Origin of the sequence: Pseudomonas sp. PvP028 (assembly GCF_017832255.1) — a bacterium.
Taxonomy (GTDB): domain Bacteria; phylum Pseudomonadota; class Gammaproteobacteria; order Pseudomonadales; family Pseudomonadaceae; genus Aquipseudomonas; species Aquipseudomonas syringae.
The window spans coordinates 114,242-134,185 of the sequence record NZ_JAFIBL010000001.1; the positions used below are offsets into that span (position 1 = coordinate 114,242).

15 protein-coding genes are annotated in these 19,944 nt (G+C 60.0%); 10 read left to right on the plus strand and 5 right to left on the minus strand.

Annotation, left to right across the window (positions count from 1 at the left end; translation table 11 throughout):
• Positions 1 to 2: 2 nt before the first annotated feature.
• The 5 genes from JOE34_RS00525 to edd all read right to left on the minus strand — a co-directional run bounded on the left by JOE34_RS00525 (position 3) and on the right by edd (position 6,503).
• Complete coding sequence (locus tag JOE34_RS00525; RefSeq protein ID WP_024664473.1) at positions 3 to 1,289, minus strand: ABC transporter substrate-binding protein; 1,287 nt, start codon at positions 1,287 to 1,289, stop codon at positions 3 to 5.
• Positions 1,290 to 1,458: 169 nt separating this feature from the next.
• Complete coding sequence (locus JOE34_RS00530) at positions 1,459 to 2,865, minus strand: ATP-binding protein (protein ID WP_003421804.1); 1,407 nt, start codon at positions 2,863 to 2,865, stop codon at positions 1,459 to 1,461.
• A gap of 61 nt (positions 2,866 to 2,926) precedes the next feature.
• The gene (locus JOE34_RS00535; protein ID WP_003341820.1) at positions 2,927 to 3,664 is read right to left on the minus strand and encodes a response regulator transcription factor; all 738 of its coding nucleotides are present in this window, start codon (positions 3,662 to 3,664) and stop codon (positions 2,927 to 2,929) included.
• Positions 3,665 to 3,714: 50 nt separating this feature from the next.
• Positions 3,715 to 4,680: a glucokinase gene (locus JOE34_RS00540; protein ID WP_024664474.1), complete on the minus strand. Its 966-nt coding sequence runs from the start codon at positions 4,678 to 4,680 to the stop codon at positions 3,715 to 3,717.
• The gene (gene edd / locus JOE34_RS00545) at positions 4,677 to 6,503 is read right to left on the minus strand and encodes a phosphogluconate dehydratase (protein WP_003314043.1); all 1,827 of its coding nucleotides are present in this window, start codon (positions 6,501 to 6,503) and stop codon (positions 4,677 to 4,679) included. The genes JOE34_RS00540 and edd overlap by 4 nt, the downstream gene beginning before the upstream one ends.
• 219 nt (positions 6,504 to 6,722) lie before the next feature.
• Between edd and gap the strand changes: the two genes are divergently transcribed.
• The 10 genes from gap to gcvT all read left to right on the plus strand — a co-directional run bounded on the left by gap (position 6,723) and on the right by gcvT (position 19,700).
• Positions 6,723 to 7,724 (plus strand): type I glyceraldehyde-3-phosphate dehydrogenase, encoded by a 1,002-nt coding sequence (gene gap, locus JOE34_RS00550; protein WP_003408944.1) that lies wholly within the window; start codon positions 6,723 to 6,725, stop codon positions 7,722 to 7,724.
• A gap of 101 nt (positions 7,725 to 7,825) precedes the next feature.
• A complete protein-coding gene (locus tag JOE34_RS00555; protein ID WP_003314041.1) occupies positions 7,826 to 8,284 on the plus strand; it encodes a YbaN family protein in 459 nt (152 codons plus the stop codon).
• A gap of 98 nt (positions 8,285 to 8,382) precedes the next feature.
• Positions 8,383 to 8,739, plus strand: coding sequence for a DUF5064 family protein (locus tag JOE34_RS00560; RefSeq protein ID WP_003341799.1), 357 nt, complete (start codon positions 8,383 to 8,385; stop codon positions 8,737 to 8,739).
• Positions 8,740 to 8,997: 258 nt separating this feature from the next.
• Entirely contained in the window at positions 8,998 to 10,506 is a 1,509-nt protein-coding gene (locus tag JOE34_RS00565; protein WP_004402903.1) for a sigma-54-dependent transcriptional regulator, read from the plus strand.
• Between the two features lie 170 nt (positions 10,507 to 10,676).
• Entirely contained in the window at positions 10,677 to 12,407 is a 1,731-nt protein-coding gene (locus JOE34_RS00570) for a PAS domain-containing sensor histidine kinase (RefSeq protein WP_209994937.1), read from the plus strand.
• Positions 12,392 to 12,781 (plus strand): response regulator, encoded by a 390-nt coding sequence (locus JOE34_RS00575; RefSeq protein WP_003341793.1) that lies wholly within the window; start codon positions 12,392 to 12,394, stop codon positions 12,779 to 12,781. The genes JOE34_RS00570 and JOE34_RS00575 overlap by 16 nt, the downstream gene beginning before the upstream one ends.
• A gap of 9 nt (positions 12,782 to 12,790) precedes the next feature.
• Complete coding sequence (locus JOE34_RS00580) at positions 12,791 to 14,908, plus strand: EAL domain-containing protein (protein WP_198705692.1); 2,118 nt, start codon at positions 12,791 to 12,793, stop codon at positions 14,906 to 14,908.
• Positions 14,909 to 15,234: 326 nt separating this feature from the next.
• Positions 15,235 to 15,618: a glycine cleavage system protein GcvH gene (gene gcvH, locus JOE34_RS00585; protein WP_003316893.1), complete on the plus strand. Its 384-nt coding sequence runs from the start codon at positions 15,235 to 15,237 to the stop codon at positions 15,616 to 15,618.
• Between the two features lie 10 nt (positions 15,619 to 15,628).
• Positions 15,629 to 18,493: an aminomethyl-transferring glycine dehydrogenase gene (gcvP, locus tag JOE34_RS00590; RefSeq protein ID WP_209994944.1), complete on the plus strand. Its 2,865-nt coding sequence runs from the start codon at positions 15,629 to 15,631 to the stop codon at positions 18,491 to 18,493.
• 82 nt (positions 18,494 to 18,575) lie between these two features.
• The gene (gene gcvT, locus JOE34_RS00595) at positions 18,576 to 19,700 is read left to right on the plus strand and encodes a glycine cleavage system aminomethyltransferase GcvT (protein WP_104723961.1); all 1,125 of its coding nucleotides are present in this window, start codon (positions 18,576 to 18,578) and stop codon (positions 19,698 to 19,700) included.
• Positions 19,701 to 19,944: the final 244 nt, after the last annotated feature.

Consider the following 19,944-nt stretch of genomic DNA (forward strand, 5'->3'; position numbering starts at 1 on the left):
AATTACTTGGCAGACTTGATCGCAGCGCCCAGCTTTTTGGCTGTTTCGGCCGGATCAGCTTTCGGGTCATTGATGTAGTTGGTCACCACATCGAAGAACTGGCCCTGCACTGCCAGCGTCGTTGCCATGTTGTGCGCCATGCTTGGCTGCAGACCACCGGTTTTCGAATCAGCCAGGAAGTCCTTCGCAGCGGTTTGTGCACACGAGTCGAAACCGTATTTGCTCATGTCGGACAGCATGTCTTCACGAACCGGGATCGAACCCTTGTTGATGCTGAAGACCTTCTGGAAGTCCTCGCCCATGGCGACCTTGGCCAGATCCTGCTGTGCGGCAGTCGTGCCCTTGTCTTTCTGCTTGAAGACGGCCAGCGAGTCGATGTTGTAGGTAAAGGCTTTTTCGGTGCCCGGGAAGGCTACGCACTGGTAATCCTTGCCAGCGACCTTTTTGGCTGCGGTCCATTCACTCTTGGCCCAGTCACCCATGATCTGCATGCCGGCCTTGCCATTGATGACCTTGCCAGCTTCCAGGTTCCAGTCCTGGCCCTTGCCGTCGGCATCCATGTAGGTCGCGACTTTCTTGAGTTCGGTGAGCGACTTGATCATTTCTGGGCCGGTCAACGCGCCGTTGTCCAGATCGACCAGAGCTTTCTTGTAGCCGTCAGCCCCCATCACCGAGAGCACGACAGCTTCAAAGACCGTACTGTCCTGCCAAGGCTGACCACCGTGGGCGAGCGGGATGAAGCCGGCTTTTTTCAGCTTGTCGCCTGCCGCGTAAAACTCTTCGAGCGTTGTAGGCGCCTTGTCGATACCGGCTTTCTTGAAGACTTCAGGGTTGATCCACAGCCAGTTGACGCGGTGAATGTTCACCGGTACTGCTACGTAATCACCGTCGTACTTCACGGTGTCGGAGACTTTCTTGTCCAGCAGGGAGTCCCACTTCTCGGACTTGGCGACCTCTTTCAGCGCATCGGTATCGAGCAGGCCGGTAGAGGCCCATTCCTGAATATCCGGGCCTTTGATCTGGGCCACACCGGGAGGATTTCCGGCAACCGCACGGCTCTTGAGCACGGTCATGGCCGTGGAGCCGCCGCCGCCTGCAACGGCGCCGTCCTTCCAGGTAAAGCCGTCCTTTTCAACCTGAGCTTTCAGAACATCGACTGCAGCCTTTTCGCCACCCGACGTCCACCAGTGCACGACTTCTACGGTGCCTTTGGAGTCAGCGGCGTTAGCGCTCAGAGGGAACAACGAAGCGAGAGAGATGACAACAGCGAGACGTGACATGGAATTCATCGAATTGACCTTTCTTGTTGTTATGCATGAGCAAGTCTGGTGCTTGCGCTTCGTGGGAGTCTAACCAAGCCTGACGCGGCAACAGTAACGAAGGGACGCGCGAATGTCACAGGATGGTGACAATTGAAATCCCTGTGCAATTTCTAGCCAAAAGTCACTGCCCAGCGCGTCATTCCGCAGTTCTCGGCAAGTACAAGGTTACCCGCAGCCCCCCGTCACGCAGGTTCTGCAGGCTGACTTCGCCGCCATGACTGTGGGCAATGTTGCGAGCGATGCCCAGGCCGAGACCGTAGCCCTGCTGCTGATTGCCTGCCAGACGGAAATGCGGTTCGAAAACGTGTTCGAGACGCTGCTCGGGAACGCCAGGACCTTCGTCATCGACATGCAGTACGAACGCCTGGGCATCGTCCTCGACTTTCAGATGCGCGCGATCACCGTATTTGAGCGCGTTATCGATCAGGTTGCCGATGCAGCGCTTGAGCGCCAGTGGTTTGCCTGAATAGGCAGCCTGAGCCTCACCCTGCTGCGTGACCCGCCCATTGCCGTCAGCACGCAGCCAGGGTTCGACCAGACATTCAAGCAGCGCGTTGAGGTCTACCGGCTCGATGTTTTCATGAATATCAGTGTCCTTGACGCACTGCAGCGCGCCTTTGACCAGCAGCTCCAGTTCATCCAGATCACGACTGAATTTGCGTTGCAGTTGCTCATCCTCGAGCAGCTCGACCCGCAAGCGCAAACGGGTGATGGGCGTACGTAAATCATGGGAAATGGCACTGAACAACTGCCCCCGCTCGGTCAGGTAGCGACTGATCCGCGTGCGCATGGCATTGAACGCCCGGCTGACCTCGATGACTTCGCTGCCGCCGCCCTCGACCACAGGCTCGACATCCGCCCCCAGCGACATGTCTCGCGCGGCCCGCGCCAGACGCTTGAGCGGGCGGCTCTGCCAGTGCACCAGCAACCCGATGAACAACAGCAGAAATGCGCTGGTCAGGACAATGAACGACACCTGCTGCAGAGGCAGTTCCTGCTCCTCCAGCGAGGTGTAGGGTTCGGGCAGCAGGGAGGCGATGTAGAACCACTCGCCAGGCGCCATTTCGATTTGCGTGACCAGCACCGGCGGGTTCACCGGCTCGAGTGTCAGCGCGTAATGCGCCCACGAACGCGGCAGCTCATCGAGTTTGAGGCCGCTGTTGAAAATCCTCAGTTCCTCGGGCCGCGCGAACCATACGGTGATGTCCGGCCCACTACCCAGACGCTGGCGCAGCACCTCGCCCACCACGTCCAGCACCGCCTGCTTGCGAGGGGTGGGCTGCATGATCTGCATATCCAGCGGGTGATCGTTGAGTGACACCACGAACCGTGTGCCGCCCATACTGCGCAACTGGTCGAGCACCATGGGCCGGTAGGCCAGCGGCAATGAGCGAAAGTAGCTGACACTGGCCGCCATTGAATACGCCAGGCTGCGCGCACTGGTCACCAGGCCTTCCATCTGCGTGGCACGCAGCTGTGACAGCCAGATCACGCTGGACAGTGCCTGAGCCAGCGAAACCGCCAGCAAGGTCAGCAGCAACATGCGCCCCAGCAACGAGCGCGGCAGCGGCAGGCCGGTTCTCTTCGCGCCTGCCCCTGTCGATTTAATAGCCGTTGCCCGCTTGCGAGTTGACGTTTGCGGCCAGCAGGTAACCACTGCCGCGAATGGTACGGATCAGACGCGGTGACTTGCCGGTGTCGCGCAGACGCTGGCGCAGGCGGCTGACCGCCATGTCGACGATTCGCTCCAGCGGCATCAGCTCACGCCCACGTGTGGCATTGCCGATAGTGTCGCGGTCGAGGATCTGCTGCGGGTTGTCGAGAAACAGTTTGAGCAGTGCGAAGTCGGCGCCGGACAGAATCACCTCTTCGCCGTCACTGTGAAACAACCGGTGACTGACCATGTCCAGTCGCCACTCATCAAACAGGATCACGTCGCCACCCGGACGCTCCTGACCGAACTGGGCACGCCGCAACAGCGCCTTGATGCGGGCCTGAAGCTCACGCGGGCTGAATGGCTTGCCGAGGTAATCATCGGCCCCCAGCTCCAGACCGATGACCCGGTCGGCCTCGTCCGAACTGGCGGTCAACATGATGATCGGCACATGCGGCTGGCGCGGATGCTGGCGGATCCAGCGACACAGGCTGAAACCATCTTCATCGGGCAGCATGACGTCAAGGATCAGCAGATCGCTCGGTTCGTCATTGAACGCCCGACGAAAATCCGCGCCATCGCCCACCGTACGTACCTGAAAACCGGCGCGGCTCAGGTAGGTGTCCAGCAACTCGCGAATTTCCTGATCGTCGTCCACCAACAGGATCGATTTACTGACTGGGCTCAAGTTGAAGCGTCCTTGTCTGGCTGTAAATTTTTGTTGTTATGCCATATCACTCAGATCTGCGCACCAAACGCCTGTTGCAGGGCCACGCCCGAACCCATGAGGCCCGGGTATTCGGCCGTGACCAGCCACACCGGCAGGCCGTTGAAATAGTCGCTCATGACGCCCTTCTCGGCCATGGCGCGCTTGAACCCGCTGTTGATGAAGAACTCAGTGAAGCGCGGCACCACGCCACCAACGATATAAACCCCGCCCAGGCTGCCCAGAGCCAGCACATGGTTGCCGACCACTCTGCCGAGAAAAACGCAGAACTGTTCAAGCACCGCCGCAGCTACCGGGTCACCCGAGAGCGCAGCCGTGGTGATCGCCGCAGGTGACTTGAGCACCGGTTCGATGTCGTCCAGCGCGCAGCTGACCTGATACAGCAACAGCAAGCCCGCACCGCTGAGCACGACTTCGGCGCTGACATGCTCGTGCTCGGCCATCAGCCGTGTCCACAGCAGCGCCTCACGTGCGGTGCCGATGGGCAGATCGGCATGACCGCCCTCACCCGGCAACGCCATCCAGCGATTGCCTTCGAGTTTGATCAGCGTACCGACGCCCAGCCCGGTCCCCGGCCCCACCACCACGCGCGGCCGATCAGGCTTGCCGACACCGTGGCAGACCGTCAGGTATTCATCGTCCTTGAGCCGGGTCATGCCCAGCGCCATGGCGGTGAAGTCGTTGATCAGCAGCAGCTCATCGATCTGCAGGTCGGCGCAGAACGCCTTGCGGCTCAACTGCCAGTGGCTATTGGTGAACTGGAAAAAATCGCCATCGACCGGCCCGGCCACCGCCAGGCACACATGGCCGATATCACCGCGCTGCAGCTCCAGGTCCTGCAGATAGACTTCAATGGCCTTCTCCGGGCCCGCATAGTCAATGGTCGGGAACACCCGGACAGAATGCAGCGTGTCGTCTTCCCAAATGGCAAAACGTGCATTGGTACCGCCTATATCACCGACCAGGGCCAACTTCACTTAAGCGTCTCCAGACTAGAGGTAAAGGCGCTGGCGCCTTGCTCTGCGGAGCTGAAGGCCATGCGCATGAATCCAAAAAGCTCGCGACCGCAGCCGACACTGTTGTCGATCTGGTTGATGGCCGGTTCTCTGGCGGCCAATTCTGACGCTTCGACCAGAACTTGTAACGTGCCTTTTACACCATCCACGCGAATCACATCGCCATCACGCACAAGAGCCAATGGGCCACCGTCAAACGCCTCCGGACAGACATGAATCGCCGCCGGGATCTTGCCCGACGCGCCCGACATGCGTCCATCGGTGACCAGCGCGACCTTGAACCCGCGGTCCTGAAGGACACCCAGAAACGGCGTCATCTTATGCAACTCGGGCATGCCGTTGCAGCGCGGCCCCTGGAAACGCATCACGGCGACGAAATCGCACTCCAGCTCGCCCGCCTTGAAGGCATCGGCCAGCTCTTTCTGATCCTGGAACACCTTGGCCGGCGCTTCGACGATCTGATGCTCCGGAGCCACGGCGGACACTTTCATCACGCCACGGCCCAGGTTGCCTTCCATGACCCGCAGACCACCTTCCGGCGAGAACGGACGGGCAACCGGGCGCAGGATATTTTCATCGAGGCTTTCGAGCGGCCCTTCACGCCAGACCAGTTTGCCGTCTTCCAGGAACGGCTCCTTGGTGTAACGGCTGAGGCCGTAACCGGCCACGGTGTTGACGTTTTCGTGCAGCAGACCGGCAGCCAACAGCTCGCGAATCAGGAACGACATGCCGCCTGCCGCCTGGAAGTGGTTGATATCGGCCTTGCCGTTGGGGTAGACGTGACTCAGGGTCGGCACCACTTCCGACAGGTCGGCCATGTCCTGCCAGGTCAGTTGAATGCCCGCAGCCTGGGCGATAGCCGGCATGTGTAGCGTGTGGTTGGTCGAGCCGCCTGTCGCATGCAGCGCAACGATGGAATTGACCAGCGAGCGCTCGTCGACGATCTCGCCGATCGGCATGAAGCTGCCACTCTGCATGGTCAGACGCGTCACCTGGCGAGCCGCTTCGACGGTCAGTGCGTCACGCAAGGGTGTGTAGGGATTGACGAATGATGCACCCGGAAGGTGCATACCCATCACCTCCATCACCAACTGGTTGGTGTTGGCGGTGCCGTAGAAAGTGCAGGTTCCCGGACCGTGATACGACTTCATTTCCGAGTCGAGCAACTCTTCACGGGTGGCCTTGCCTTCCGCATACTTCTGCCGTACATCGGCTTTTTCCTTGTTGGAGATGCCTGAAACCATCGGTCCGCCGGGCACGAAAATGGTCGGCAGATGACCGAACCGCAACGCGCCCATCATCAGGCCGGGCACGATCTTGTCGCAGATGCCCAGCATCATCGCGGCGTCGAACATGTTGTGCGACAGGGCAACAGCGGTAGACATTGCAATCACTTCACGGCTGGCAATGGCCAGCTCCATGCCCGGCTCGCCCTGGGTCACGCCATCGCACATGGCCGGCACACCGCCGGCAAACTGACCGACCGAACCAATGTCACGTAAAGCCTGTTTGATCTGGTTTGGGAAGTGTTCGTAGGGCTGATGCGCCGAGAGCATCTCGTTGTAGGAAGAGACGATGGCCACGTTGGCGGCGTTCATCAGACGCAGGCTTTGCTTGTCTTCCGGGCCGCAGGCAGCGACGCCGTGGGCAAAGTTGGCGCATTGGAGCTTGCCGCGCATCGGGCCATCGCTCGCTGCGCCGCGAATCAATTGAAGGTAGCGCTGACGGGTATCGCGACTGCGGGCGATGAGACGCTCGGTTACTTCAAGGACGCGGGGATGCATGTGATGAACTCCAGGCTAACGTCTAAGGTCACCCGTAAAGACGGCTCCGGTTTTCGAGCAGTGACTGCCAGGGAGCAAAACCCTGATCTCGATCAACTGGGAGTGCCTTTCAGGCTTGTAGTTGTAGATAAAACAAAATATTGCCACTAAAAAGGCTTGTTTTCTATTTCTATGAGAATAATCTTGTAATTCCAACAACAAATTCAGAAGGACGGCTGTATGACTCTTCGTATCGCAATCAACGGTTTTGGCCGAATCGGCCGCAACGTCCTACGCGCACTGTATACCCAAGGCTACCGTCAGGACCTGCAGGTCGTCGCCATCAACGATCTTGGCGACAGCGAAATGAACGCACACCTGCTGCGCTTCGACACCGTACACGGCCCTTTCAGCGGCACGGTCGAGTGTGACAAGGACAGCCTGACCGTCAATGGTGACCGTATTTCGGTCAGTGCCATCCGCAATCCGGCCGAGCTGCCGTGGAAAGCGCAGGACATCGACGTGGTGTTCGAATGCACCGGTCTGTTCACCAGCCGCGACAAGGCTGCTGCGCACCTCACCGCCGGCGCCCGCAAGGTGATTATCTCCGCGCCAGCCAGCGGTGCCGATGCCACCATCGTCTATGGTGTCAACCACGACACGCTGCGCCAATCGCACCAGATCATCTCCAGCGCCTCGTGCACCACCAACTGCCTGGCCCCGGTCGCTCAAGTGCTGCATCGCGAATTGGGTATCGAAAACGGCCTGATGACCACCATTCATGCCTACACCAACGACCAGAACCTGATCGATGTCTATCACACCGATCCGTACCGCGCCCGCTCGGCCACGCAGTCGATGATCCCGAGCAAGACCGGCGCTGCAGAAGCGGTAGGTCTGGTGCTGCCTGAGCTGGCAGGCAAACTGACCGGCATGGCTGTGCGTGTACCGGTCATCAACGTTTCGCTGGTCGACCTGACCGTGACCCTGAAGCGCGAAACCACCGTCGATGAAGTCAACGCGCTGATGAAAGAAGCCAGTCAGCACTCCAAAGTGCTCGGTTATAACACGCTGCCCCTGGTCTCCCACGACTTCAACCACAACCCGCTGTCGTCGATCTTCGACGCCAACCACACCAAGGTCAGCGGCAAGCTGCTCAAGGTACTGTCGTGGTACGACAACGAATGGGCGTTCTCCAATCGCATGCTCGACAACTGCCTGGCACTGCATAACGCGCAGTAACGGCGCAAGTGCGCTGGAGCATGTGGCGCGAGAGATGACGCTCGCGACCATGCTCAGCGCATGGCAGATCGATGCACTGCGGTGGCTAAAACTGTGCAGGCATGAAAAAGCGCCCGGTGCTGTTAAGCTGGCCGGGCTCCCCGAACCTGCCTGTAGAGACCATGACGTACAAACCACCCGGTTCAAGACTTTCACGCCTTTTATACGGCATCCTCGCCTATACCGCGTTGGGCATAGGCATCGTTGCGATCTTCGTTCCCGGCCTGCCAACCACCGAGTTCATTCTGCTGGCTGCCTGGGCGGCAACACGCAGTTCGCCGCGGCTGAACGCCTGGCTGGAAAACCACCGGGTGTTCGGGCCGATACTGCACAACTGGCGTAACGGCCGACTGGTCGCGCGCAAGGCCAAGATCAGCGCAACCATTAGCATGCTTGTCTGCGCCGTGGTGATGCTGAGCCTGATCGGTCATGCCTGGTGGCTGTACCTGGCACTCACGGGGATGGCGCTGGGCAATCTATGGATCTGGTCGAGGCCGGAACCGGACAAGATCGACCGTTGAGCGCAGGCATGCGGTGCGCGGCACCCTGCGCAAGGCTGAACCGTAAGGTCGCGGTCAGTGTCTGACTGAGCACACTCACCCCTTGATGGAGTCACTTCATGTACGAGCCAGGCCATCTGCACCTCACCCACGTGGCGCTCCAACCGTCGGATATCAGCTATGACATCCACTTGCGCTACAACGTGGAGGAAGATCCCAAACAAGGCACGTCCATGCACTTCACCATGCAGGGCGAAATCAATGGCAAGTCGTTTGAAGAGCAATTCCAGCTTCCCCGTGACCTTGCCTTCAACTTCGCCCACGACGCGAGTCGCATCGCGATAAGGCACGGCTTGCCCAACTCGGCCGCACTGCCCATCGCCCAGCACAAGGACTACGACCGAATGTTCGCGGACATTCGCGACAAACTCCACGCCAAGTCAGGCGACCCGGTGAAGCCGGAGCATCTGGAGTAAGCCAGCGCTGTCGAGGCCGGAGAACGCCATCGTGATCACGCCGTACTGGGCGCTCTGCGTCCTCTTCTGAATAGGCGGAACGGCGTGAATCCATGACGCAGAGCGTCACGAACGGCATTCCCACGCTGGAGCGTGAAGAACGATAGGTGTGTGCAAGAGCGTGAGGAACGAGGCTCCGAAGTACACCAGCGGATTTCACCAAACCTGTCGCCACAAGGCATACTTGCCGCCTTCTCATTCGCGAACCGTCAACGCCTCATGCGCATCCATGTCAGCTTCATCGACCGCGTCGGTATCACCCAGGAAGTGCTGGCGATTCTGGGTGGACGCAATCTGAATCTGGATGCGGTGGAGATGGTGCCGCCCAACGTGTACATCGATGCGCCAACGCTCAGCCATCAGATGCTCGAAGAGCTCAAGGACGCGCTGTTTCGGGTCCGAGGCGTGGAAGCGATCACTGTGGTCGATATCCTTCCGGGGCAGCGTCGCCACCTGCAGCTGGACGCGTTGCTCGCCGCCATGACCGACCCGGTACTGGCACTCGACAGCGCTGGGCATGTGCTGCTGGCCAACCCGGCACTCATCGCGCTGATTGGCCGGGAGCCGGCGGGCGAGTCCATCGGTGAGCTGTTCAGCGACCCCAGCCTGCACGTCGCGTTGCTGGAAAACGGCTTTCGCCTGCCGTTGCGCGAGATCACCCTGAACGGTGAAGCGCTGCTGCTGGATGCCACGCCCATCACCGAAGCCGGCGCGCTGATTACCCTGTACCTGCCCAGCCGAATCGGCGAACGCCTGTCGGCATTGCACCATGATCACGCCGAAGGTTTCGACGCCCTGCTCGGCGAATCAGCCGCTATCCGCACCCTAAAGGCGCGAGCGCAACGGGTGGCGGCGCTGGACGCCCCACTGCTGATTCAGGGCGAGACCGGCACTGGCAAAGAGTTGGTCGCCCGGGCCTGTCATGCCAGCAGCGCTCGCCACGGCGAACCCTTCCTGGCTCTGAACTGCGCAGCGCTGCCGGAAAACCTCGCCGAAAGCGAACTGTTCGGCTACGCCCCGGGGGCCTTTACCGGAGCGCAACGCGGCGGCAAACCGGGGCTGATGGAACTGGCCAACCAGGGCAGCGTATTTCTCGATGAAATCGGCGAAATGTCACCCTATCTGCAGGCCAAACTGCTGCGCTTCCTAAACGATGGCAGCTTCCGGCGCGTCGGGGGCGATCGCGAAGTGCGGGTCAATGTGCGTATTCTCAGCGCCACCCACCGCGATCTGGAAAAAATGGTCAGCGAAGGCACCTTCCGTGAGGACCTGTTCTACCGCCTTAACGTCCTCAATCTTGAGGTTCCGCCGTTGCGCGAGCGCGGTCAGGACATTCTGTTGCTGGCCAGATACTTCATGGAGCAGGCCTGCGCACAGATTCAGCGCCCGGTTTGCAGGCTGGCACCCGGCACCTACCCTGCGCTGCTCGGCAACCGCTGGCCAGGCAATGTGCGGCAATTGCAAAACGTGATTTTTCGCGCGGCCGCCATCTGCGAACACACTCAAGTGGATATAGGTGACCTGGATATCGCCGGCACTGCCGTGGCTCGTCAGAACGACAGCTCGATAGACAGCCTCGAAAATGCCGTCGAAGCCTTTGAGCGGAATCTGCTGGAAAAGCTTTATGCGGACTACCCTTCCACTCGCCAACTGGCCAATCGCCTGCACACTTCGCACACCGCCATCGCTCATCGCCTTCGAAAATATGGAATTCCCGACAAGCGCTAGTCGCTTAATGTCGTGTCTCGAAAATATATTCCGAAAAGTTTTATTTAATAACTAATCTGCCGATAACGATCTGGTATCGTCCATAAACCTCTTATCATCCATTTGAATGGATGTCCGTAGTGTTATTACGGCCGTAATGGCAAAAAGGTCAGGTAGTACCGGGAAGTCATATGCCAACCTCGCCAGTGGACCGCCCGCTCGTCGACGCTCAGTCTCGCGCTGAAAAAATCGTCGAAACTCGCCGTCAGAAAATTCTTCTCAAGACCGGCGCACTGCAGGATGCAATTTTCAACAGCGCTTACTTCTCAAGCATCGCAACCGACGAACACGGCGTTATCCAGATATTCAATGTCGGCGCCGAACGTATGCTCGGTTATCACTCCGAGGACGTGGTCGACAAAATCACACCTGCGGACATCTCCGACCCCGCCGAGCTCATCATCCGCGCAGCAGCCCTCAGCCATGAACTCAACACGCCCATCACGCCGGGCTTCGAGGCGCTGGTGTTCAAGGCTTCGCGCGGCATTGAAGACATCTACGAACTGACCTACATCCGCAAGGATGGCAGCCGACTGTCGGCCATGGTCTCGGTCACGTCACTGCGCGACAGCGCCGAAACCATCATCGGTTATCTGCTGATCGGCACCGACAACACTGCACGCAAGCAGGAGGAAGAGGCTCAGGCCTTGCTCGATCAGCGCTTGCGGGACCAACAGTTCTATACCCGCTCGCTGATCGAGTCGAACATCGATGCGCTGATGATGACTGATCCGCAAGGCATCATTTCCGACGTCAACAAGCAGATGATGGCGCTGACGGGCCGCACCCGCGACGAGTTGATCGGTGCGCCCTGCAAAAACTTCTTCACCGCCCCGGCGAGCGCCGATGCCGCGATCAAGCGCGTGCTCAGCGAGCACAAGGTCAGTGATTACGAACTCACCGTGCGCGCCTATGACGGCACCGAAACCGTGGTGTCCTACAACGCTGCGACCTTTCATGACCGGGACCGCAAGCTCAAGGGTGTCTTCGCCGCAGCCCGCGACGTGACCGAGCGCAAGCGTTTCGAGCGGACGCTGGAAGAAAAGAATATCGAGCTGGAACACGCCAGCCACATGAAGTCCGAGTTTCTTGCCACCATGTCGCACGAGCTGCGCACGCCGCTCAACGCCGTGATCGGTTTCTCCGAGGCACTCAGGGACGGCATGGTCGGCGACATGACCGATGCCCAGCGACGCTACATCGGCGATATCTTCAACAGCGGCCAGCACCTGCTGTCGCTGATCAATGACATTCTTGACCTGTCCAAGGTCGAGGCCGGCATGATGACGCTGGAGCTCGAGTCGGTCGATCTGGACGAACTGCTGAGCAACAGCCTGCTGATCGTGCGCGAGCAAGCCGCCCTGCAACATATTCAGCTGAAGCTGGAAACAGAGGCCGAATTTGGTGAGCTTGAGCTTGATCGGCGCAAGACCAAGCAAATCGTCTACAACCTGCTGGCCAACGCCGTGAAATTCAGCGAGCCCGGTGGCTGGGTGACGCTGGCGGTGCGTCTAGTACCGGCTTCACAGGCAGGTCTTATCGACGGTGACTGGCCCACCTACGGGTTTGCGCTTCCATCCGGTGACTGTGAGCAGTTTCTGGAACTGAGTGTCAGCGATACCGGAATCGGCATCGCCCAGAGCGACATGAACAAGCTGTTCAAGGCGTTCAGCCAGATCGACAGTGGCCTGGCACGCAAATTCGAGGGCACCGGACTGGGTCTGGCGATGGTCAAGCAGCTTACCGAACTGCACGGCGGCTGCGTCGCAGTCGCCAGCGTGAAGGACCTCGGCGCACGCTTCGTGGTCTGGCTGCCCATCCGCTCACCTGAATCAGCGGAGGCACGATGGCCCAAATCCTGATCATTGAAGACAATGCGGCGAACATGCGTCTGGCAGAGCTGTTGCTGACCAGCGCCGGGCACGCTGTGCTGTCGGCCGTCGATGCCGAAAGCGGCCTGAAACTGGCTCGCGAGCGCCAGCCCGACCTGATCCTGATGGATATCCATCTGCCGGAAATGGACGGCCTGACCGCCACATCGCTGTTGAAGAAAGACGCCAGCACAGCTGCGATCCCGGTGATCGCACTGACCGCGATGGCCATGAAGGAAGACAAAGAGAAGATCCGCCTGGCGGGCTGCAACGCTTATGTCATCAAGCCGTTGCGCTACAAGGAGTTGTACAGGGTCATCGACACACTGCTGGAAAAAAATCTGCCTCAACAGCCCATTACCTGAGCATTCGATATGACCCAGAGCGCCGCGACCATCCTGATTATCGATGACGATGTCCATGTCCGGGACCTGCTGGAGGTGCTCTTGCAGAACCAGGGTTATCGGACACTGACCGCGGAATCAGGCGAGCTGGCGCTGGCCATGATCAAACGACAGGCACCCGACCTGATCCTGCTGGACATCATGATGCCGGGGATGGACGGCTATGAAGTCGCCAGCCAGCTCAAGGCCGAAAAGAACACCGCCAATATACCGATCATCATGCTCTCGGCTCTCGACGACCAAAGCTCGCGTCTTTCAGGACTGGAAGCGGGCGCCGAGGAATACCTCAACAAGCCTGTGGACAGCGCCGAACTGTGGCTGCGCGTGCGTAATATGCTGCGCCTCAAGGCGTTCGGCGACTACCTGAAGAACCACAGCCTGATCCTCGAAGATCAATTGCAGCAGCGCACCATCGATCTCGAGCGTTTTCGCACGGTGATGGACGCTTCCGAAGACGCGATCTTCCTGATCAACCGCAATACCATGAGCCTCATCGAATTCAACCGCCGGGCCTGCCAGTTGCTGGGCTACACCGCCGAAGAGCTGTCACACAAGACGCCTGCCGAACTGGGCGAAACGTCCATGGAAAAGCTTGAGGTCGTGTACGACCGGATCATTGCCGGCAAAGGCCCCAGCGAGCCCCTGGAAACCCAGATTCGCGACAAGAGCGGCCGCGATGTCGAGGTGGAAATCCATCGTCAGGCTTACCGGACCGGCGAGGACTGGGTCATCGTCGGTATCGTGCGCGACATCACCCGGCGCAAGGAAAGCGACCAACGCCTGCTGACCATGGCCCACTACGACACGCTGACCGGCCTGCCCAATCGGGACCTGTTTTTTACCAGCCTGCAAATGGGCATGACCCAAGCGGCCATCAGTCGCTGGAAGCTGGCGGCATTGACGATCAATCTCGACGATTTCAAGAATATCAACGAAACCTGGGGGCATGTGCTGGGCGATGAGGTGCTGCTGGAAGTCAGCCGCCGACTGTCCAACTGCCTGAATGCCAGCGATACCCTTGGCCGCGTGGACGGCGATCAGTTCGCCATGATTCTGATGCTGCGTGACGGACAGGCGGGTACCCGGCAGACGCTAGAGCGCATCCGCAACGCATTGCGAGTGCCTTTCCACATAGAAGGCCAGAGCCTGGTCATGACCGCCAGCATCGGCATTGCCCTGTACCCGGAGGACGGCGAAGACTCGCGCGAACTGATCAGGCACGCCTACACCGCCATGAACAGCGCGCGAAAGATCGGGCCGGACAACTACCGGTTCTATACGCCGCAGATGAACGCCGACGTTTCGGCCCGCCTGGACCTTGAGGCCGCGCTGCGCGAAGCGGTGCGCAACCAGGCCTTCGAAATCGTCTACCAACCCAAGCTGGACCTGAACAATGACCGCATATGCGGGCTTGAGGCGCTGTTGCGCTGGCCACGCCCTGGCCATCCAGGCGTTTCGCCCGCCGTATTTGTCCCGGTGCTGGAAAGCCTCGGCCTGATCGGTGAAGTCGGCAACTGGGTCGTCGACAGTGTCTGCGCGCAGATCGCGCGCTGGCAACGCTCCGGGCTGGGCTCGTTTCAGGTCGCGGTCAACATCTCAGGGCAACAGATTTCCAACAGCAGCCTGGTCGCCGACATCCGCCAGGCACTCGAAAAACACAATGTTGCGCCGCACTGGCTTGAGGTCGAGCTGACAGAAAGTTCGTTGATGGAAAACACCGCGCACACCATCGCCACTCTTGGAGCGCTGCGGGCCAGTCGCGTGAGTATTTCCATCGACGATTTCGGCACCGGTTATTCAAGCCTGGCGTACCTGCGCCGCTTCCCTATCGACAAGCTTAAAATCGACATCGCATTTATTCGCGAAGTGACCAGCAACCCACAGGACGCGGCCATCGCCAGAGCCATCATCGAGCTGGCTCACAGCCTCGACCTGCTGGTGATCGCCGAGGGCGTGGAAACCCCCGAGCAACTGGCGTTCCTGCGCGAAAACCATTGCGATCAAATCCAGGGCTATCTGATCAGCAAGCCGCTGCCGCTTGACGAGCTCGAAACGTTTTTACGCTCACCGGCAAGCCGCGTCGGTTAACTGCCGACGCGCTACCGCTGTGTTTAGCGGTGATAGCCAGTGCTGGTCAGATGCAATCACTCCGACCTGAACGTAACGAAAACGCTCCACCGTAACGATTTCACTCCAAAACACCTCACTCCCTACGTATCAAGGCCTTGATCAGTCAGGTATTTTCGAATACCCGAAGACTGTAGCGATTTCGCTACAGCCAGAATCGGCAGGCACATCTAGAAAACACCCAACCCTTTGATTTAATTATAAAAATAAAACATGGCCGCTAAATTGCTAAGTCATGACTCATATTGCTCGCGTGCTGCGCGAGCCCTGTTCTCCGAGGAGTTTGTATGAGCGATTTGCGATTCACCGTTGACCACGAATGGCTGCGTGCCGAAACCGACGGCAGCGTTACGGTCGGCATTACGCCCTACGCGCAGGAATCGCTGGGCGATGTGGTCTTCGTGCAGCTCCCGGAATTACAGGCCTACACTCAACACGCTGAAGTGTCGGTGGTGGAATCGGTGAAAGCTGCCAGCAGCATCAACATGCCGCTGGACGGTGAAGTCGTCGAGGTCAATTCCGCCCTCGACGCCACGCCCGAGCTGGTCAATGAAGATGCCCTCGGTGCGGGCTGGTTCTTTCGCTTCATCCCACAAGACGCCAACGCCATTCACGGCCTGCTGGATCAGGACGCCTACGACCGCCTGATCAAAGCCAACGCCGAAGCCTGAGGAGCACGCCATGACTGACCGTATTGAACTGACCACTGCCAACGAATTCATTGCCCGGCACATTGGCCCGCGTGCGGCCGACGAGCAGGCCATGCTGCAAACGCTGGGTTTCGATTCCATTGATGCGCTGAGCGAAAGTGTCATTCCGGAAAGCATCAAGGGCACCAGCGTTCTGAACCTGCCTGCCGGGCAGAGCGAAGCCGATGCGCTGGCGTCCATCAAGGCGATCGCCAGCAAGAACCAGTTGTTCAAGACCTACATCGGCCAGGGTTACTACAACACCCATACGCCAGCACCGATCCTGCGCAACCTGCTGGAAAACCCGGCCTGGTACACCGCTTACACACCCTATCAGCCAGAGATTTCCCAGGGCCGCCTGGAATCACTGCTCAATTTCCAGACACTGATCAGCGACCTCACCGGCCTGCCGATTGCCAACGCCTCTCTGCTCGACGAAGCCACCGCAGCCGCGGAGGCAATGACCTTTTGCAAACGCTTGAGCAAAAACAAGGCTAGCCAGCAGTTTTTCGCGTCCAGCCATTGCCACCCGCAGACCCTGGATGTGTTGCGTACTCGCGCCGAGCCGTTGGGCATCACCGTGGTCGTGGCCGATGAGCACGAGCTGGGCGATGTCAGCGATTACTTCGGCGCGCTGCTGCAATACCCGGCCAGCAATGGTGATGTGTTCGATTACCGCGAACTGGTCGAACGCTTCCACGCGGCCAACGCCCTGGTCGCCGTGGCTGCCGACCTGCTGGCCCTGACCCTGCTGACCCCGCCAGGCGAGTTCGGCGCTGACGTGGCAATCGGTAGCGCCCAGCGCTTCGGTGTGCCGCTGGGCTTCGGTGGCCCGCATGCGGCCTACTTCTCGACCCGCGATGCGTTCAAGCGTGACATGCCGGGCCGTCTGGTCGGCGTGTCGGTGGACCGTCACGGCAAGCAGGCCCTGCGCCTGGCCATGCAGACCCGCGAACAGCATATTCGTCGCGAGAAGGCCACCAGCAACATCTGCACTGCACAGGTGCTGCTGGCCAACATCGCCAGCATGTACGCCGTCTACCATGGTCCGCGCGGCCTGACACAGATCGCCACTCGCGTTCACCAACTGACCGCGATTCTTGCCGAAGGTCTGAGCACGCTGGGCCTGAAGGCCGAGCAGGCATTTTTCTTCGACAGCCTGACCCTGCACACCGGCGGCAGAACCGCTGCACTGCATGCCGCCGCACGCGCCAGGCACATCAACCTGCGCGAAATCGATGAGCAGCGTCTGGGTCTGTCCCTGGACGAGACCACCTCGCAGTCGGCAGTCGAAACCCTGTGGGCAATCTTCGCCAGCGACGGCCAGAGCCTGCCGGACTTCGCCGCGCTGGCAGACAGCGTGCAGTCGCGCCTGCCGGCCGGGCTGCTGCGTCAGACCGCGATCCTCAGTCACCCGGTGTTCAACCGCTATCACTCGGAAACCGAACTGATGCGCTACCTGCGCAAGCTGGCCGACAAAGACCTGGCGCTGGATCGCACCATGATTCCGCTGGGCTCGTGCACTATGAAGCTCAACGCGGCCAGCGAAATGATCCCGGTGACCTGGGCCGAGTTCGGCAACCTGCACCCTTTTGCCCCGGCCGAGCAAAGCGCCGGTTATCAGCAGCTGGCGGATGAGCTGGAGGCCATGCTCTGTGCGGCCACCGGTTACGACGCGATCTCGCTGCAGCCGAACGCCGGCTCGCAGGGTGAATACGCCGGTCTGCTGGCTATCCGCGCCTATCACCAGAGCCGTGGCGACGAACATCGCGACATCTGCCTGATCCCTTCCTCGGCGCACGGCACCAACCCGGCGACCGCCAATATGGCCGGTATGCGCGTCGTGGTGACCGCGTGTGATGCACGCGGCAACGTCGACATCGAAGACCTGCGCGCCAAGGCCGTTCAGCATCGGGACCAGCTGGCGGCGATCATGATCACCTACCCGTCGACCCACGGCGTGTTCGAAGAAGGCATTCGCGAAATCTGCGGCATCGTTCATGACAACGGTGGCCAGGTCTACATCGATGGCGCAAACATGAACGCCATGGTTGGTCTCTGCGCACCGGGCAAGTTCGGCGGCGACGTGTCGCACCTCAACCTGCACAAGACCTTCTGTATCCCCCACGGCGGTGGCGGCCCGGGCGTTGGCCCGATCGGCGTGAAATCACATCTCGCCCCGTTCATGCCCGGCCATGCACGCATGGAGCGCAAGGAAGGCGCAGTCTGCGCAGCACCGTTCGGCAGCGCCAGCATTCTGCCCATTACCTGGATGTACATCCGCATGATGGGCGGTGAAGGCCTCAAACGCGCTTCGCAACTGGCGATTCTCAACGCCAACTACATCTCGCGCCGTCTGGAGGAGCATTACCCGGTGCTCTACACCGGCAGCAACGGCCTGGTCGCCCACGAATGCATCCTCGACCTGCGCCCGATCAAGGACAGCAGCGGCATCAGCGTCGACGACGTGGCCAAGCGCCTGATCGACTTCGGCTTCCATGCCCCGACCATGTCGTTCCCGGTCGCCGGGACGCTGATGATCGAGCCGACCGAGAGTGAGTCCAGAGAAGAACTGGACCGCTTCTGCGATGCCATGATCAAGATCCGCGAGGAAATTCGCGCGGTTGAAAACGGCACCCTGGACAAGGATGACAACCCGCTGAAAAACGCGCCGCACACCGCTGCCGAAATCGTCGGCCAGTGGAGCCATCCTTACAGCCGCGAACAGGCGGTGTACCCGGTCGATTCGTTGATCGAGAACAAGTACTGGCCTCCGGTCGGTCGTGTCGACAACGTCTTCGGCGACCGCAACCTGGTCTGCGCCTGCCCGTCCATCGAGAACTATCAGGAAGCGTGACAGCCCCTGCCTGGCATTGCCTGATCGCGCTGCGCGCACAGGTAATGCCCATTGGCACGGCCCGCTCAACAAGGAATCGAACATGTCCACAGAATCACTGCTGACCACTCCCCTGCATGCCCTGCACCGCGAACTCGGCGCGAAGATGGTGCCCTTCGCCGGTTACGACATGCCTGTTCAATACCCGGCTGGCGTAATGAAAGAGCACCTGCACACCCGCGCGCTGGCCGGTCTGTTCGATGTCTCGCACATGGGCCAGATTCGCCTTACCGGTGCAGACGCCGCCAAAGCCCTGGAAGCCCTGGTGCCGGTGGACATCATTGACCTGCCGGTCGGCATGCAGCGTTACGCGATGTTCACCGATGAGAACGGCGGCATTCTCGATGACCTGATGGTTGCCAACCTCGGCAACGACCAGTTGATGCTGGTGGTCAACGCAGCCTGCAAGGATCAGGACCTGGCGCACTTGTGCAAGCACCTGGCCGGGCATTGCAAGATCGAACCGCTGTTTGAAGAACGCGCCCTGCTCGCGCTGCAAGGGCCGGCCGCTGTGACCGTGCTGGCACGCCTGGCCCCGGAAGTCGCCAAAATGACTTTCATGCAGTTCGCCAGCGTCACGCTGCTCGGCGTCAAATGCTACGTCAGTCGCTCGGGCTATACCGGCGAAGACGGCTATGAAATTTCAGTACCTGCCAAACAGGCTGAGGCCCTGGCGCGCCGCCTGCTGGAAGAACCGGAAGTGGCCCCGATCGGCCTGGGCGCACGTGATTCGCTGCGACTGGAAGCCGGCCTGTGCCTGTACGGCCATGATATGGACACGCAGACCTCGCCGATCGAGGCCAGCCTGTTATGGGCCATTTCCAAAGTGCGTCGTGCCGACGGTGCGCGTGCAGGCGGCTTTCCTGGAGCCGAGCGAATCTTTGCCCAGCAACAGAACGGCGTTAGCAAGAAGCGAGTCGGCCTGCTCCCCCAAGAGCGCACGCCCGTGCGTGAAGGTACAGAGATCGTCGATGAACAAGGCACTGTTATCGGTACGGTATGCAGCGGCGGTTTTGGCCCTTCGCTGGCTGGCCCGCTGGCCATGGGTTATCTGCCTAACGATTACACGGCGCTGAACACACCTGTGTGGGCGTTGGTGCGCGGCAAGAGAGTGCGCATGCTCGTCGCAAAAATGCCTTTCGTTGCGCAACGTTACTTCCGCGGTTAAATAGCGGCGTCAAAAAAACAGCAACACTTCGGTGTTGCTGTAGCACTGTTCCCCGCAGTGTTTCGTCAATGTTTCACCCGCATGAACAGCCTGTCATATATGCCAAAAATGCACCTATAAAGTGCAAAATGTTATGACAGACCGAACACCGTGCACGCTGCGCAAACACTGCGTTTATCAGGCCAAAGCCCCGGAAACAGGGTGCCAGGCAAGGGGGTTGTATTTGTAACGGGACTTGGCGTAG